Annotated in this window: 17 protein-coding genes; 12 read left to right on the top strand and 5 right to left on the bottom strand. The window is 68.2% G+C overall.

The genetic code is table 11. From position 1 onward, the window contains the following. Window positions 1-7 precede the first annotated feature (7 nt). From DA1_RS13095 to apbC, 3 genes are all read right to left on the bottom strand, one after another. A complete protein-coding gene (locus DA1_RS13095) occupies window positions 8-334 on the bottom strand; it encodes a helix-turn-helix domain-containing protein (RefSeq protein ID WP_013803898.1) in 327 nt (108 codons plus the stop codon). Between the two features lie 138 nt (window positions 335-472). Continuing rightward, window positions 473-1432 (bottom strand): LysR family transcriptional regulator, encoded by a 960-nt coding sequence (locus DA1_RS13090; protein WP_034390797.1) that lies wholly within the window; start codon window positions 1430-1432, stop codon window positions 473-475. Window positions 1433-1451: 19 nt separating this feature from the next. Continuing rightward, the gene (gene apbC / locus DA1_RS13085) at window positions 1452-2543 is read right to left on the bottom strand and encodes an iron-sulfur cluster carrier protein ApbC (RefSeq protein WP_012203771.1); all 1092 of its coding nucleotides are present in this window, start codon (window positions 2541-2543) and stop codon (window positions 1452-1454) included. 138 nt (window positions 2544-2681) lie between these two features. Here apbC and DA1_RS13080 point away from each other — a divergent pair, with 138 nt between their 5' ends. The 4 genes from DA1_RS13080 (at window position 2682) to DA1_RS13065 (ending at window position 6984) form a co-directional block, all read left to right on the top strand. Further along, window positions 2682-3242: a restriction endonuclease gene (locus tag DA1_RS13080; RefSeq protein WP_034398227.1), complete on the top strand. Its 561-nt coding sequence runs from the start codon at window positions 2682-2684 to the stop codon at window positions 3240-3242. Window positions 3243-3298: 56 nt separating this feature from the next. Continuing rightward, on the top strand, window positions 3299-4537 hold the full coding sequence (locus tag DA1_RS13075) for a patatin-like phospholipase family protein (protein ID WP_013803901.1): 1239 nt from the start codon (window positions 3299-3301) through the stop codon (window positions 4535-4537). 83 nt (window positions 4538-4620) lie between these two features. Continuing rightward, window positions 4621-6687, top strand: a complete 2067-nt coding sequence (metG, locus tag DA1_RS13070; protein ID WP_034390796.1) for a methionine--tRNA ligase — start codon at window positions 4621-4623, stop codon at window positions 6685-6687. 12 nt (window positions 6688-6699) lie between these two features. Beyond that, window positions 6700-6984, top strand: coding sequence for a hypothetical protein (locus tag DA1_RS13065; protein ID WP_034390794.1), 285 nt, complete (start codon window positions 6700-6702; stop codon window positions 6982-6984). A gap of 2 nt (window positions 6985-6986) precedes the next feature. Here the strand turns inward: DA1_RS13065 and DA1_RS13060 are convergent, their stop codons facing one another. Beyond that, window positions 6987-7637 carry a YitT family protein gene (locus tag DA1_RS13060; RefSeq protein ID WP_013803904.1) on the bottom strand — a complete coding sequence of 217 codons (651 nt, stop codon included), beginning with the start codon at window positions 7635-7637 and terminating at the stop codon, window positions 6987-6989. 164 nt (window positions 7638-7801) lie between these two features. Further along, on the bottom strand, window positions 7802-8299 hold the full coding sequence (locus DA1_RS13055; RefSeq protein WP_034390792.1) for an outer membrane protein assembly factor BamE domain-containing protein: 498 nt from the start codon (window positions 8297-8299) through the stop codon (window positions 7802-7804). 46 nt (window positions 8300-8345) lie between these two features. Here DA1_RS13055 and DA1_RS13050 point away from each other — a divergent pair, with 46 nt between their 5' ends. The 8 genes from DA1_RS13050 (at window position 8346) to bioF (ending at window position 14341) form a co-directional block, all read left to right on the top strand. Continuing rightward, window positions 8346-8549 (top strand): DUF3460 family protein, encoded by a 204-nt coding sequence (locus tag DA1_RS13050; RefSeq protein WP_012203764.1) that lies wholly within the window; start codon window positions 8346-8348, stop codon window positions 8547-8549. 75 nt (window positions 8550-8624) lie between these two features. Continuing rightward, window positions 8625-9491: a segregation and condensation protein A gene (locus DA1_RS13045; protein WP_013803906.1), complete on the top strand. Its 867-nt coding sequence runs from the start codon at window positions 8625-8627 to the stop codon at window positions 9489-9491. Between the two features lie 53 nt (window positions 9492-9544). Next, window positions 9545-10183 carry a 7-carboxy-7-deazaguanine synthase gene (gene queE / locus DA1_RS13040; RefSeq protein WP_034390787.1) on the top strand — a complete coding sequence of 213 codons (639 nt, stop codon included), beginning with the start codon at window positions 9545-9547 and terminating at the stop codon, window positions 10181-10183. A gap of 8 nt (window positions 10184-10191) precedes the next feature. Further along, window positions 10192-10557 (top strand): 6-pyruvoyl trahydropterin synthase family protein, encoded by a 366-nt coding sequence (locus DA1_RS13035; protein WP_012203761.1) that lies wholly within the window; start codon window positions 10192-10194, stop codon window positions 10555-10557. Between the two features lie 141 nt (window positions 10558-10698). Beyond that, window positions 10699-11079: an aspartate 1-decarboxylase gene (gene panD / locus DA1_RS13030; RefSeq protein ID WP_012203760.1), complete on the top strand. Its 381-nt coding sequence runs from the start codon at window positions 10699-10701 to the stop codon at window positions 11077-11079. Window positions 11080-11106: 27 nt separating this feature from the next. After that, window positions 11107-12429: an adenosylmethionine--8-amino-7-oxononanoate transaminase gene (gene bioA / locus DA1_RS13025; RefSeq protein ID WP_034390785.1), complete on the top strand. Its 1323-nt coding sequence runs from the start codon at window positions 11107-11109 to the stop codon at window positions 12427-12429. After that, window positions 12426-13127 (top strand): dethiobiotin synthase, encoded by a 702-nt coding sequence (bioD, locus tag DA1_RS13020; RefSeq protein ID WP_034390783.1) that lies wholly within the window; start codon window positions 12426-12428, stop codon window positions 13125-13127. Before bioA ends, bioD begins: the two co-directional genes overlap by 4 nt. Beyond that, entirely contained in the window at window positions 13124-14341 is a 1218-nt protein-coding gene (gene bioF, locus DA1_RS13015) for an 8-amino-7-oxononanoate synthase (protein WP_034390781.1), read from the top strand. The genes bioD and bioF overlap by 4 nt, the downstream gene beginning before the upstream one ends. Window positions 14342-14359: the final 18 nt, after the last annotated feature.

Here is a 14359-nt window from a genome sequence, read left to right as displayed (position 1 = left end):
TCGCCCTTCAGAACGCCTTGGGTGCCTTGCGGCGTTTGCTGTAGATGCGCGCAGGCAGTTGCGCATCCATCAGTGCCAATCCGACGGAGTCGGTCGGGGTGTCCAGGAGCAGGCGCAATTTCTCCAACTCACCGAAGACCTGCAGTGCACTTGCCAGATAGGAAAGCGCAATTCCGGGGTGGCCATCTTCCAGGCGGCGCACGGTGCTGACCGAAACGCCCATGCGGGATGCCAGATCGGCCTGCGACAGCCCCCGCCGCCGCCGCGCCAGTTCAATGCTCTGGCCCAGTGCCTTGATGGCCCGATCAACGGGAAGATTGGTTGCAGTTGCCATCAAAATATTCTCATACGAGTGCTTGCGGCATGCAAGCGCTCTGATATGAATGATATTACGGCCTTTGAACGATGCTTGCCTGTGCCGGAAGAAACCCAACAGACAGCACTCCCAGTCGCTGCTTCCAGCAAAGGGCGCTCAACCCGCCAGCGCCCCCGCATGCCGCAGGCACTGCGCACGCCAACCGGCGTCGTCCTGCAGTTGCAGCGCCGCCTGCAGAGCGCGCGTGGGCGCCACGCCCTGCTGGGCCATGAAGCCTATGGGGGTGACCAGTTCGGGCGAGCGCAGTGGCCGCGCCACCAGGCCCGGCATGTGGCGCACCGTGGCCACCATGGCGCCGGGCAGCACGGTGGTCATGCCATCCGTTCCTTGCGCCACGGCCATCACCAGGGTCAGCACGGAGTTGGTTTCCATGGCGGGCTGCACGGCCATGTCCACGGCGGCGAAGGCCTCGTCGATCACCGTGCGGTTGTGCATGTCGGGCGTGAGCAGGCACAGCGGCATGCCGGCCACTTCGCGCCAAGCGATGTCGGCGCCAAAGGCAAAGGGCCGGCCCTCGCCCTGCCAATCGCAGCACTCGCGGCACAGCAGGTAGTAATGCTCCTCGTACTGGGGCCAGGACTGCAGGCGCGGTCCGCGCGGCGGCATGCGCGCGCTGTAGCCCAGGGCCAGGTCCAGGGACAGGTCTTCGAGCCCGCTCTCGATCTCGGCCGAGCTCATGGACAGCACCACGGGCGTGATGCCCGGATGGTGCTCGCGCAGCAGGGCCGCAAAGCGCGTGAGCATGGGCATGGCCGTGGGCACGGCCGCCATGCGCAGCTGCCCGCGCAGCGCGCCGGCGGCGGCGCTCAGTTCCTGGCGCAGGCCTTCCTCGGCCCGCAGCATGGCCAGGGCGGTGGCCAGCACTTGATCGCCCTCGGGAGTGAAGCCCGCGAACGAGCGGCCCCGGCGCACGATGACCGTGCCGAACTCCTCTTCCAGCGCGCGCAGCGCATTGGACAGCGCCGGCTGGGTGATGTGGCATGCCAGCGCCGCGCGGCCGAAATGGCGGTGCTCGTTGAGCGCCGCCAGATACCGCATCGAGGTCAGCAGGTTCATGCCGGCAGCGCCAGAAGGGTCAGGTTCCCTGGCTCACCGTGATGGTGGGGAACTTGCTCGTGAAATCGCGTGCCTTGAGCGCCACCTTCACGGCCAGGTCGCGCGCCACCTTCTTGTAGATCTGCGCGGCCTCGCTGTCGGGCTCGGCCACCACGGTGGGCTTGCCGCTGTCGGCCTGCAGGCGGATCTGCAGCGACAGGGGCAGGGCGCCCAGGTAGTCGATGCCGTACTCGGCCGCCATCTGCTTGCCGCCCTCGGCGCCGAAGATGTGCTCCACATGGCCGCAGTTGGTGCAGACGTGGGCCGCCATGTTCTCGACCAGGCCCAGGATGGGCACGCCCACCTTCTCGAACATCTTCACGCCCTTCTTGGCGTCGATCAGCGCGATGTCCTGGGGCGTGGTGACGACCACGGCGCCCGTCATGGGCACGCGCTGGGCCAGCGTCAGCTGGATGTCGCCGGTGCCGGGCGGCATGTCCACCAGCAGGTAGTCCAGATCCTTCCAGTTGGTCTGGCGCAGCATCTGCTCCAGCGCCTGCGTGGCCATGGGGCCGCGCCAGATCATGGCCTGGTCGTTGTTGACCAGGAAGCCGATGGACATGACCTGCACGCCATGGCTTTCCATGGGCTCCATGGTCTTGCCGTCGGGGCTTTCGGGACGGCCCGAGATGCCCATCATCATGGGCTGGCTGGGGCCGTAGATGTCGGCGTCCAGGATGCCCACGCGCGCGCCCTCGGCGGCCAGCGCCAGCGCCAGGTTGGCCGTGGTCGTGCTCTTGCCCACGCCGCCCTTGCCGGACGAGATGGCGATGATGTTCTTGACACCCGGCAGCAACTGCACGCCGCGCTGCACCGCATGCGCGGCGACCTTGGACGTGATGTTGACCGAGACATTGCCCACGCCCTCGACGGTCTTGGCCGCCGCGACGAACTGGCCGCGCAGCGCCGGCACCAGGCTTTGCGCCGGATAGCCCATCTCCACGTCGAAGGCCACGTCGGCCCCCGTGACCTGCAGGTTGCGCAGGGCGCGGGTGCTCACATAGTCCTTGCCGGTGTGGGGGTCGAGCACGCTGGAGAGCGCGGCCAAGAGCGCTTGTTCTGTGACTGCCATTGCTTTGATTACTCCTAGAGCCGGATAGTCTATCCAAGGCACCATCCCCTCGCTCACGCGAGACAATGCGGGCCTTGCTGCCTTTGCGGCCCCTGTTACCGCCTTTTTCCGCGAAAGATCCGCCCCGTGAAATTCAAGATGGCCCACAACTCCCTGTTCGCGATCCTGCTGCGCTCGCGCTGGTGGATCAGCATCGCGCTGGCCGCGCTGGTGACCCTGGTGTCCACGGCGCTGCTGCCCAAGGACATCGCGCCGTTCGCCGCCATCACCGCCCTGCCCTTCTTCGGCATAGGCTGCGTTGCCGCCTGGCGCCAGCTGCGCGCGCCCAGCCCCGCCAAGGTGGAGCAGGCCCTGGAGATCGCCGCCCAGCAAAGCTGGCGCGAGTTCGCCGATCGGCTCGATCGCGCCTGGCAGGCCGAGGGCTACACCGTGACCCGCCTGTCCGACAAGGACGGCGCCGACTTCGTGCTGGAACGCGAAGGCCGCACCACCGTGGCCAGCGCCAAGCGCTGGAAGGCCGGCGTGCACGGCATGGAGCCGCTGCGCGCCCTGCTGGCCGCAGGCCAGGCGCGCGATGCGGCCACGGTCTGCTACCTGTCGCTGCAGCCGCCGGCCGAGAATGCGGCCGCCTGGGCCAAGCAGCAGGGCATCGCCCTGATCTCCGGCAAGGACCTGGGCTCCCTGCTGGCCAAGGCCTGATCCCTTCGGGGTCATCCCCTGATCTGATGACGGCCGGCGCGCGGCACACTCCAGGCATGCCCGATGCCGCGCCCTCACCCGACTCCAGCCTCCCACCCCCCAGCACCGGACTGCTGCTCAGCGGCGGCGGCGCCCGCGCCGCCTACCAGGCCGGCGTGCTGGAGGCCATTGCCGAGATACGCCGCGCCTGCGGCCAGCAGCATGGCCCCAATCCCTTTCCCATCCTGGTCGGCACCTCGGCCGGCGCCATCAACGCGGCGGCCCTGGCCTGCGGCAGCGACCATTTCGACCGGGCCGTGCGCCGCATGTCGCGCATCTGGCGCAACCTGCGGCCCGAGGACATCTACCTGTCCGACTCGCTGAGCGTGCTGCGCAGCGGCGCACGCTGGCTGACCCTGCTGTCCCTGGGCTGGGCCCTGGCGCGCTGGGGCCGCATGCGCCCGCGTTCGCTGCTGGACAACCAGCCGCTGGGCCGGCTGCTGTCGCGCGGCCTGGTTCCGCTGGAACGCCTGCCGCAATTGATCGCGGACGGCCACCTGCGCGCGCTGGCGGTGTCCGCCTCCAGCTACACCACCAGCGAGCACGTGACCTTCTGCCAGGCGCAGGACCAGCTCCAGCCCTGGGTGCGCAACCAGCGCAAGGCCGCCGCCGCCCAGATCACGCACGCGCACCTGCTGGCCTCCTCGGCCATCCCCTTCATCTTTCCGGCCACGCCGCTGCCGCTGGACGGCGCCACCGAATACTTCGGCGACGGCTCCATGCGCCAGACCGCGCCGCTGGCGCCCGCCATCCACCTGGGCGCCGAGCGCATCCTCGTCGTGGGCGCGGGCCGGCGCACCGAGCCGCCGGCCAGGCCGCCGCCAGAAGGCGCAAGCTACCCGTCGCTGGCCCACATCGCGGGCCACACGCTGTCGAGCATCTTCCTGGACGCCCTGTCCCTGGATGTGGAGCGCGCCGAGCGCATCAACCAGACGCTGGCCCTGATCCCCCCCGCCGACCGCGAACGCAGCCGGCTGCGCCCGCTGCAACTGCTGGTCATCTCGCCGTCCGAGCGCATAGACGCCATCGCCGCGCGCCACGTGGGCCAGCTGCCGCTGCCCATGCGCACCCTGCTGGGCGCCCTGGGCGTGCGCCAGGACGCCAGCGACCCGCGCGGCGCCGCCCTGGCCAGCTACCTGCTGTTCGAGCGCAGCTTCACCCGCGAACTCATGGCCCTGGGCCGGCGCGACGCGCTGGCGCGGCGCAGCGACATAGAGCAGTTCCTGGGCTGGCAACGGCCGCTGGTCGCCAACTGACGGCCTGCACGGAAAAGCCATCGCCGCCCCACAACCGCCCAGCCCTTCTAGAATGTCAGGTTCCCCCGAGAAAGCCGCCATCCATGACCGCACGCAAACTCTTCGTCACCACCGCCCTGCCGTACGCCAACGGCAACTTCCACATCGGCCACATCATGGAATACATCCAGGCCGACACCTGGGTGCGTGCGCAGCGAATGCAGGGCAACGCGGTCAACTTCGTGGGCGCCGATGACGCCCACGGCGCGCCCATCATGATTGCGGCCGAGAAGGCCGGCAAGACGCCCCAGCAGTTCGTGGCCGACATCGCCGCAGGCCGCAAGCAGTACCTGGACGGCTTCCACATCGCCTTCGACAACTGGCACAACACCGACGCGCCCGAGAACCACGTGCTGGCCCAGCAGATCTACAGGGACCTGAAGGCTGCCGGCTTCATCGAGACGCGCACCATCGAGCAGTTCTTCGACACCGAGAAGAACATGTTCCTGCCCGACCGCTTCATCAAGGGCGAATGCCCGCGCTGCCACGCCAAGGACCAGTACGGCGACAACTGCGAGGTCTGCAGCGCCGTCTACGCGCCCACCGACCTGATCAACCCCTACTCGGCGCTGTCCGGCGCCAAGCCCGTGCTCAAGAGCTCGGAGCATTTCTTCTTCAAGCTGTCGGACCCGCGCTGCGTGGAGTTCCTGACCGAGTGGACCCAGGACGGCCAGCATGTGCAGCCCGAGGTGGCCAACAAGATCAAGGAATGGTTCGGCGTACGCACCAACCCGGACGGCACGACCAGCGAAGGCCTGGGCGACTGGGACATCTCGCGCGACGCGCCCTACTTCGGCATCGAGATCCCCGATGCGCCGGGCAAGTACTTCTACGTCTGGCTGGACGCGCCCGTGGGCTACCTGGCCTCGCTCAAGAACCTGCTGGACCGCCGTGGCGAGGACTACGAGGCCTACATGGCCGACCCCACGCTGGAGCAGTACCACTTCATCGGCAAGGACATCATCACCTTCCACACGCTGTTCTGGCCCGCCATGCTCAAGTTCAGCGGCCGCAAGACGCCCACCAAGATCTGCGTGCACGGCTTCATGACCGTGAACAACGGCGAGAAGATGAGCAAGAGCCGCGGCACCGGCCTGGACCCGCTCAAGTACCTGGGCCTGCAGATGAACCCCGAGTGGCTGCGCTACTACCTGGGCGCCAAGCTCAACGGCAAGAATGAAGACATCGACTTCAACCCCGATGACTTCATGGCCCGCGTCAACTCCGACCTGATCGGCAAGTACGTGAACATCGCCTCGCGCGCGGCCGGCTTCATCGCCAAGCGCTTCGACGGCAAGCTGGGCACGGTCAGCGAAGACGGCCAGGCCCTGCTGACCCAGCTGCGCGGCCAGAGCGAGGCCGTCGTCCAGGCCTTCGAGAACCGCGACACGGCCCGCGCCGTGCGCGAAATCATGCAGCTGTGCGACCGCGTCAACGAATACGTGGATGCCAACAAGCCCTGGGAGCTGGCCAAGCAGGAAGGCATGGACGCCCGCCTGCAGGACGTGTGCACCACCTGCATCGAGGCCTTCCGCCTGCTGACCATCTACCTGAAGCCCATCCTGCCGGCCGTGGCCGAACAGGTGGAAGGCTTCCTGAACGTGGCGCCGCTGCAGTTCGCCGACGCACAGAACCTGCTGGGCGCCGGCCATGCCATCGGCCTGTACAAGCACCTGATGCAGCGCGTGGACGTCAAGCAGCTGGAGGCCCTGTTCGAGGCCCCCGAACCCGTGGTCGAGAAGGTCCTGCCCGGCGGCGAGGAGATTGCCGAAACCATCAGCATCGACGACTTCGCCAAGGTGGACCTGCGCATTGCCAAGATCGTGGAATGCAAGCCCGTGGAAGGCTCCACCAAGCTGCTGCAGCTCACGCTGGACGTGGGCGAAGGCAAGACGCGCAACGTGTTCTCCGGCATCTCCAGCATGTACCAGCCCGAGCAGCTGCAGGGCAAGCTCACCGTGATGGTGGCCAACCTGGCGCCGCGCAAGATGAAGTTCGGCATCTCCGAAGGCATGGTGCTGGCAGCCAGCCACGCCGATGAGAAAAGCAATCCCGGCATCTATGTGCTGGAGCCTTTCCCAGGCGCCACACCCGGCATGCGCATCCACTGAAGCAAGGCATCCATGTCCCGCAAGCCCTCACGGTCCCCGGCCCTGGGGGCTTTTCTTTGCCTGTGCGCCGCGGCCCTGCTGTCCGGCTGCACCGTGGTGGCCGTGACCGCCACGGCGGTCAGCGTCACGGCCTCGGCCGTGGGGCTGGCCGCGGATGCGGCCGTGGGCACGGTAAAAATCGTCGGCAAGGGAGTGGGCAAGGCCGTCGATGCGATGAGCGATGACGGGGCAGCCGCAGACGACAGCGGCATCACGGTCCGCTACCGCACGCCCGATGGGCAGCCTCTGACGCCCTGAGGCTACTGCCCGGCGTAGCGCCCGGGCCGGTGGCTCACGGCCAGGAACACGCCCATGACCACGGCCGCCAGCACCGACCAGGCCACGCGCTCGAAGGGCACGACCCACAGCGCCAGCAGCACCACGCAGCAGTCGATGGCCATCTGCACCTTGCCGGCGCGGATGCCGTAGCGGTCCTGCAGATAGAGCGAGGCAATGGTGGCGCCGCCCAGGCTGGAGCGGTGGCGCGCCAGGAACAGCAGGCCCGAGCCCATGAGCAGGCCGCCCGCAATGGCGGCAAAGGCCGGGTGCAGGTAGTCGATGTGGATGAGGCGCGGCCCCATTTCGGTGATCAGCGACAGCGCGCCCACGCAGATGAAGGTCTTGACCGTGAAGGTGCGGCCCACGCGCGTCCAGGCAAACCAGTAGAACGGGATGTTGATCGCGAAGAAGACCAGGCCGAACGGCCAGCCCGTGGCGTAGTGCAGCACGAAGGCCAGGCCCGCCGTGCTGCCCGTCAAAAGCCCCGCCTGGGCGAACATCATCATGGCGATGCCCACGAACAGGGTTCCGGTGAAGAGGGCCTGGACATCCTCGAAGAGGCCATGGCGCAGCGAAGCGGTGGCCGGGACAGGCGCAGCAGGCGCGGCAGCGGGTAGGGAAGGCGTGGACATTGTCGGGGTGATGACAGATCTATCGTCGCAAAGGCCCCGGATCGGAGCCTTCACCGTACCCATGGGGTGTCATAGGTACAAACCCGGATTCTAGAGACTGTTGCCCCGGCGCGCTGTGGCGTGCAGGGTACAGCGCATCGCAGGATGCTTGCAGGGGCCTGCTGTCAGGCGCCGCCGTGCAGTTTCTCGCGGCCGGCGCTGCGCAGCACGCGGCCGTCGGGGCCGAAGGTCACGGTGAACTCCATGTCGCGCGTGGGGGGATCGATGTAGTTCCAGTCCCAGTCGGTTTCCTGCTTGAGCTGGTAGGGCGTGATCTTGGCGGGCTTGCCCAGCATGCGGCGCACCTGCTCCTCGTCCATGCCGGGGCGGATCTTCTCGAAGTTGTGCGGCGCCAGCACCTGGCGCAGCGCGCTCATGCGGCCATCGGTGCCGATGGTGATCATGTAGTTGCGGCTGCCGGCGGGCTGGCGGTTGTACTCGAAGGTGCGCGAGCCGTCCGGCTCCGCCCAGATGCGTTCGGGCTCGCCAAAGCGGGCGCGGACGTCGGCCTCGGTGGACAGGCCTTCTTCGAGTTCCTTGATGTTTTGGGGATCGCAGCCGGGCAGCGAGAGCATGCCCATCACGGCCACGGCAACCCCCAGAAGACGGGAGACTAGGTTCATCGGCGGTGTCCCGGTAAAATCACGCGATTCAAGAGGTTATCAGACTATGTCATTCTTTCGCCGCCCCGACTATCGCTCCGACGCCACCAACTTCATCAACGACCTGAAGAAGCAAAAGCCCGAGCTGCCCAGCCAACAGCTGGCCGGCCGCTCGCTGCTGTGGGACAAGGACGTGAACCACGAAGTCTGGGAAGACCTGCGCGCCGGCCGCGTGGACCAGAAGCCCTACGTCTACCAGACGAACTCCTGATTGCCCATGCGATGAAAAATCAGCCTGTTCCCACCGTGCACCCTGCGCATGCGGCATTCGCCCAGGCAGCAAGGCATGGCCGAGGCTGAATCCGCGCTGGCGCCTGCGGGCGCCTCCGCCACATCCCCCCCTCCTGGCGACGGCACCCCGGTCGTGATCGACCAGGTGGCTTTGGCGCGCCTGTACGGCGAGCCGCTGTTCGCCCTGCCGCAGGACCTGTACATCCCGCCCGATGCGCTGGAGGTCTTCCTCGAAGCCTTCGAAGGGCCGCTGGACCTGTTGCTGTACCTGATCCGCAAGCAGAACTTCAACATCCTCGACATACCCATGCTGGACGTGACGCGCCAGTACATGCGATATGTCGACGAGATCCGCAGCCGCAACCTCGAACTGGCTGCCGAGTACCTGCTGATGGCGGCCATGCTCATCGAGATCAAGTCGCGCATGCTGCTGCCGCCCAAGAAGCAGGAAGGCGGCGAAGAGGCCGAGGACCCGCGCGCCGAGCTGGTGCGCCGGCTGCTCGAGTACGAGCAGATCAAGCTCGCTGCCCACCAGCTCGGCCAGGTGCCGCACTACGGACGCGACTTCCTCCGGGCCCAGATCCACATCGAGCAGAACCTGCAGCCACGCTTTCCCGATGTGGACGTGGCCGAGCTGCAATCGGCCTGGCGCGACATTCTCAAGCGCGCCAAGCTCGTGCAAAGCCACAAGATCACGCGCGAGGAACTCTCGGTGCGCGAGTACATGAGCCAGGTGCTCAAGGCCCTGCAGGGCCGGCGCTTCGTCGAGTTCGAGACCCTGTTCCAGCCCGAGAAAGGCTCGACCGTGCTGGTCGTGACCTTCATCGCCCTGCTGGAGCTGGCCAAGGAAACGCTGATCGAGATCACCCAGGCCGAAGCCTTTGCGCCCATCTACGTGCGCCTGGCCTATACGCCCGTCTAGCGGGCACAGGCACGCGCACACCGACAGGCCGGCTCCACCGGCCTCCATGCACCATGACTTACAGCGTCAAAGAAATCTTCTACACCCTGCAGGGCGAGGGCGGCCAGGCCGGCACGCCGGCCATCTTCTGCCGCTTTGCAGGCTGCAACCTCTGGACCGGCCGCGAGCAGGACCGCGCCAGCGCCATCTGCCAGTTCTGCGACACCGACTTCGTGGGCACCGACGGCACGCTGGGCGGCAAGTTCGCCACGGCCGACGCCCTGGCCGAACGCATCCTGTCCCAATGGCCGGCCGGCGACAGCCAGCACCGCATGGTGGTGCTGACCGGGGGAGAGCCCCTGCTGCAGGTGGACGAGCCCCTGATCGCGGCCCTGCATGCGCGCGGCTTTCGCATTTCCGTGGAAAGCAACGGCACCGTGGCCGCGCCCGAGGGCATCGACTGGCTGTGCATCAGCCCCAAGGCGGGCGCCGACTGGGTGCAGCGCAGCGGCCAGGAGCTCAAGCTGGTCTGGCCGCAACCCGGCTTCGATCTGCAGGCCATCGAGGCCGGCACCCGTTTCGACCGCTATTTCCTGCAGCCCATGGACAACGTCCTGCAGGCCGACAACACGGCCGCCTGCATAGCGCAATGCCTGCAGCGCCCGGCCTGGCGCCTGAGCCTGCAGACCCACAAGCTCACCGGCATCCGCTGATTTTTGCCATGCAGTTCACCGTACACCAGCGCTTTTTCTTCGATGCCGCCCACACGCTGGAACGCGCCATCGAGACCGAGAGCAGCCGCCGCATCCACGGCCACACCTACTATGCCGAAGTCAGCGTCACCGGCCCGCGCAATCCGGACAACGGCATGGTGATCGACCTGGGCTACCTGCGCTCGCGCCTGAAGACCCTGGGCGACGCGCTGGACCACCGCTTTCTCGACGAAATCCCCGGCCTGGGCAAGCCCACGCTGGAAAACCTGTGCCTGTTCATTGCCGATTCCCTGGCCGACCTGCAGCCCGCTCCCAGCCGCATCCGCGTATGGCGCGACAGCATCGGCGATGGCTGCGTGCTCGACCTGAACTGAAGCCAGGCCCCGCAGCGGCGCCGCTGCCGTTGAACAACTTCACGGCCTTCATGGGATTTCTCCTTCGCATATAGACTTGGTGGCTTTTTTGCCAGCCCAGGCCCCATCAAGACCGCGCAAAGCGCCCCTCGAGAGACAAACATGTTCCGCACCCTGCTCAAATCCAAGATCCACCGCGTCAAGACCACGCAATGCGAGCTGCACTATGAAGGCTCCTGCGCCATCGACGAGGACCTGCTGGACGCCGCCAACATTGTCGAGAACGAGCAGGTCCACATCTGGAACATCGACAACGGCGAACGCTTCGTCACCTATGCCATCAAGGGCCAGCGCGGCAGCGGCATGATCTCGGTCAACGGCTCGGCCGCGCGCCGTGCTGCCGTGGGTGACCTGCTGATCATTGCCTCCTTCGCCCAGGTGCATGAGACCGACGTGGCCACGCACCAGCCGCAGCTGGTCTTCGTGGACGATGCCAACCGCCAGGTCGAACTGCGCCACCACGTGCCCACGCAGCAGCTGTGAGCTGCGCTGCGGTGTGACAATCGCGCGATGACTCAATCGCTTGCCGCCCGCAGCCTTGCGGCTGTGTGGCACCCCTGCACCCAGATGAAGCGGCACGAGGCCGCGCCCCCCATCGCCATCGCGCGCGCCCAGGGGCCCTGGCTCCACGACACCGAAGGACGCCGCTACCTGGATGGCGTCAGCTCCTGGTGGGTCAACCTCTTCGGCCACAGCCATCCGCACATCCAGACCGCGCTCACCGACCAGCTCGCCCAGCTTGACCATGTGATGCTGGCCGGCTTCACGCACGCGCCCGTGGTGGAGCTGTCCGAACGGCTGGCCACGCTCACCGGCCTGGGCCATGCCTTCTACGGCAGCGACGGCGCATCGGCCACCGAGATCGCCCTCAAGATGAGCGCGCATTACTGGCGCAACCTGGGCCGCCCTGCCAAGAGCCGCTTTGCAGGCCTGGCCGGCGGCTACCACGGCGAAACCGTGGGCGCGCTGGCCGTGACCGATATTCCCATCTTCCGCGAAGCCTATGCGCCCCTGGTGCGCCTGGCCGACACCGTGCCCAGCCCCGATGCACGCGGCGCGCAAGGCGGCGAAAGCCCGGTCGATGTGGCACGGCGCGCCGCCGAAGGCCTGCGCCAGTGGCTGGAGCAGCACCACGAGACCACGGCCGCCCTCATCGTCGAGCCGCTGGTGCAGTGCGCGGCCGGCATGGCCATGCACGACCCCGAATACCTGCGCCTGGCGCGCGCCCTGTGCGACCGCTACGAGGTGCACCTGGTGGTGGACGAGATCGCCGTGGGCTTCGGCCGCACGGGCAGCATGTTCGCCCACCAGCAGGCCGGCATACGGCCGGACTTCATCTGCCTGTCCAAGGGCCTGACGGGCGGCACGCTGGCCCTGTCGGCCGTGCTGACCACCGAGACCGTCTACGCCGCCTTCTACGACGATTCCGTGGCGCGCGGCTTCCTGCACTCGCACTCGTACACCGGCAACCCGCTGGCCTGCCGTGCGGCCCTGGCCACGCTGGAGCTGTTCGAGCAGACCGATGCCATCAACGCCAACCTCGCGCTGGCGCAAAGGCTTGACGGCGCCTTCGCCCCTTTGAACCAGCACGCCCGCGTGCGCCACGCACGGCGCCAGGGAATGATCTGGGCCTGGGATGTGCAGACCTCGCTGCCCGACTTCTCGCGCCGCTACAGCGCAGCCGCACTGGAGCGCGGGCTGCTGCTGCGCCCTATCAGCAACACCCTCTACGCCATGCCGCCCTATTTGCTGGACGAAGAGGCCGTGCAGCACCTGGCGGCCAGCGCGCTGGCCGCCCTTGAAGACACCCTGGCCCAGGAGAACCATTCGTGAACGCCCACCGCACCATTGGCTGCTTTGTCACCGGCACCGACACGGGCGTGGGCAAGACCCTGGCCTCCTGCGGGCTGCTGCATGCGCTGGCCCGCCACCATGCCCGCGTGGTGGGCATGAAGGCCGTGGCCGCAGGCGCCGAGCCCGACGGCCAGGGCGGCTGGGCCAACGAGGACACGCTTGCGCTGCGCGCCGCCTCCACCCTGGCCGTGCCGCCCGAACTCGACAACCCCGTGCTGCTGCCCGATCCCATGTCGCCGCACATCGCCGCGCAGCGCGCGGGCCGCCCCATAGAGATCGCACACATCGTGGACAGCTACCGGCGCCTGGCCGAACAGGCCGACGCCGTGGTGGTGGAAGGCGCGGGCGGCTTCCTGGTGCCGCTGTCCGACCAGCTCTCGGGCGCCGACCTGGCCTGCGCGCTGGACCTGCCCGTGGTCATGGTCGTGGGCCTGCGGCTGGGCTGCCTGAACCACGCCGCCCTCACGGCCGAGGCCATCCGCGCGCGCGGCCTGCGCCTGGCCGGCTGGATTGCCAGCCGCGTGGACCCCGCCATGCTGGTGCCCGAGGAAAACATGGCCTGGCTGCGCCAGCACCTGGACCGGCAACTGCAGGCACCGCTGCTGGCCGACATCCCCTTCCAGCAGCACCCCGACCCGCGCGCCACCACCTACACCCTGCCGGAGCAATGGCAATGAGCGGCTCCTGGCTGGACGACATCCCCGCGCGCATCGCCGAGCTCGACGCAGCCCACCTGCGCCGGCGCCGCCGCGCCACGGCGCCGCTGCAGGGCGCCGCCAGCGGCGCCCACATGGAGGTGGACGGCCACCCCATGCTCGCCTTTTGCAGCAACGACTACCTGGGCCTGGCCGGCCACCCCACCCTGGTGCGCGCCGCCTGCGCGGGCGCCCAGGCCTTTGGCGTGGGCTCGGGCGGCTCGCCCCTGGTCAGCGGCCACAGCACGGCCAACGCCGCGCTGGAGGAACAGCTGGCGCACTTCGTGCAACTGCCGCGCGCGCTCTACTTCTATGCGGGCTACGCCACCAATGCCGGCATCGTGCCGGCCCTGGTGGGTGCGGGCGATGCCCTGTTCTCCGATGCGCTCAACCACGCCTGCCTGATCGACGGCGCCCGCCTGTCGCGCGCCCAGGTCCACCGCTATGCCCATGCCGACCTGGGCGACCTGGCCGCGCAACTGGCCGCCAGCACGGCCCGGCGCAAGCTGGTCATCAGCGATGCCGTGTTCAGCATGGATGGCAACGTGGCCGACATCCGCGGACTGCTGACGCTGTGCGAGCAATACGACGCACTGCTGCTGCTCGACGACGCGCATGGCTTCGGCGTGCTCGGCCCACAAGGCCGGGGCAGCCTGGCCGAGGCGGGACTGACGGGCGCAAACGCCTCGCCGCGCGTGCTCTACATGGCCACGCTGGGCAAGGCCGCTGGCGTGGCCGGTGCCTTTGTCGCGGGCAGCGACATGCTGGTCGAGTGGCTGCTGCAAAAGACGCGCAGCTACATCTTCGCCACGGCCGCGCCGCCCATGCTGGCCAGCGCGCTGCAGGCCAGCGTGGCCCTGATCGAGGCCGAGGACGAGCGCCGCGAGGCCCTGGCCGAACGCATTGCCGAGCTGCGCGCCGGCCTCACGCCGCTGCTGGCGCGCACGGGCTGGCAGCTGCTGCCCTCGCGCACCGCCGTGCAGGCCCTGGTCATAGGCTCCAACGCCACGGCCCTGGCCGTGATGGAGGGCCTGCGCGAGCGCGGCCTGTGGGTGCCCGCCATCCGCCCGCCCACCGTGCCCGAAGGCACGGCGCGGCTGCGCATTGCGCTGTCGGCCTCCCACACGCGCATCGACGTGCAGCTGCTGCTGACGGCGCTGGACGAGGTCTCGCGCCTGGCCCCACCCATCCCCTGAATCCCTCTTCACCACCGG

It is taken from the genome of Delftia acidovorans NBRC 14950 (assembly GCF_001598795.1).
Taxonomy (GTDB): domain Bacteria; phylum Pseudomonadota; class Gammaproteobacteria; order Burkholderiales; family Burkholderiaceae_C; genus Comamonas; species Comamonas acidovorans.
Note: the sequence above shows the minus strand (reverse complement) of the source record. Positions and strands in the feature narration are given on the sequence as shown.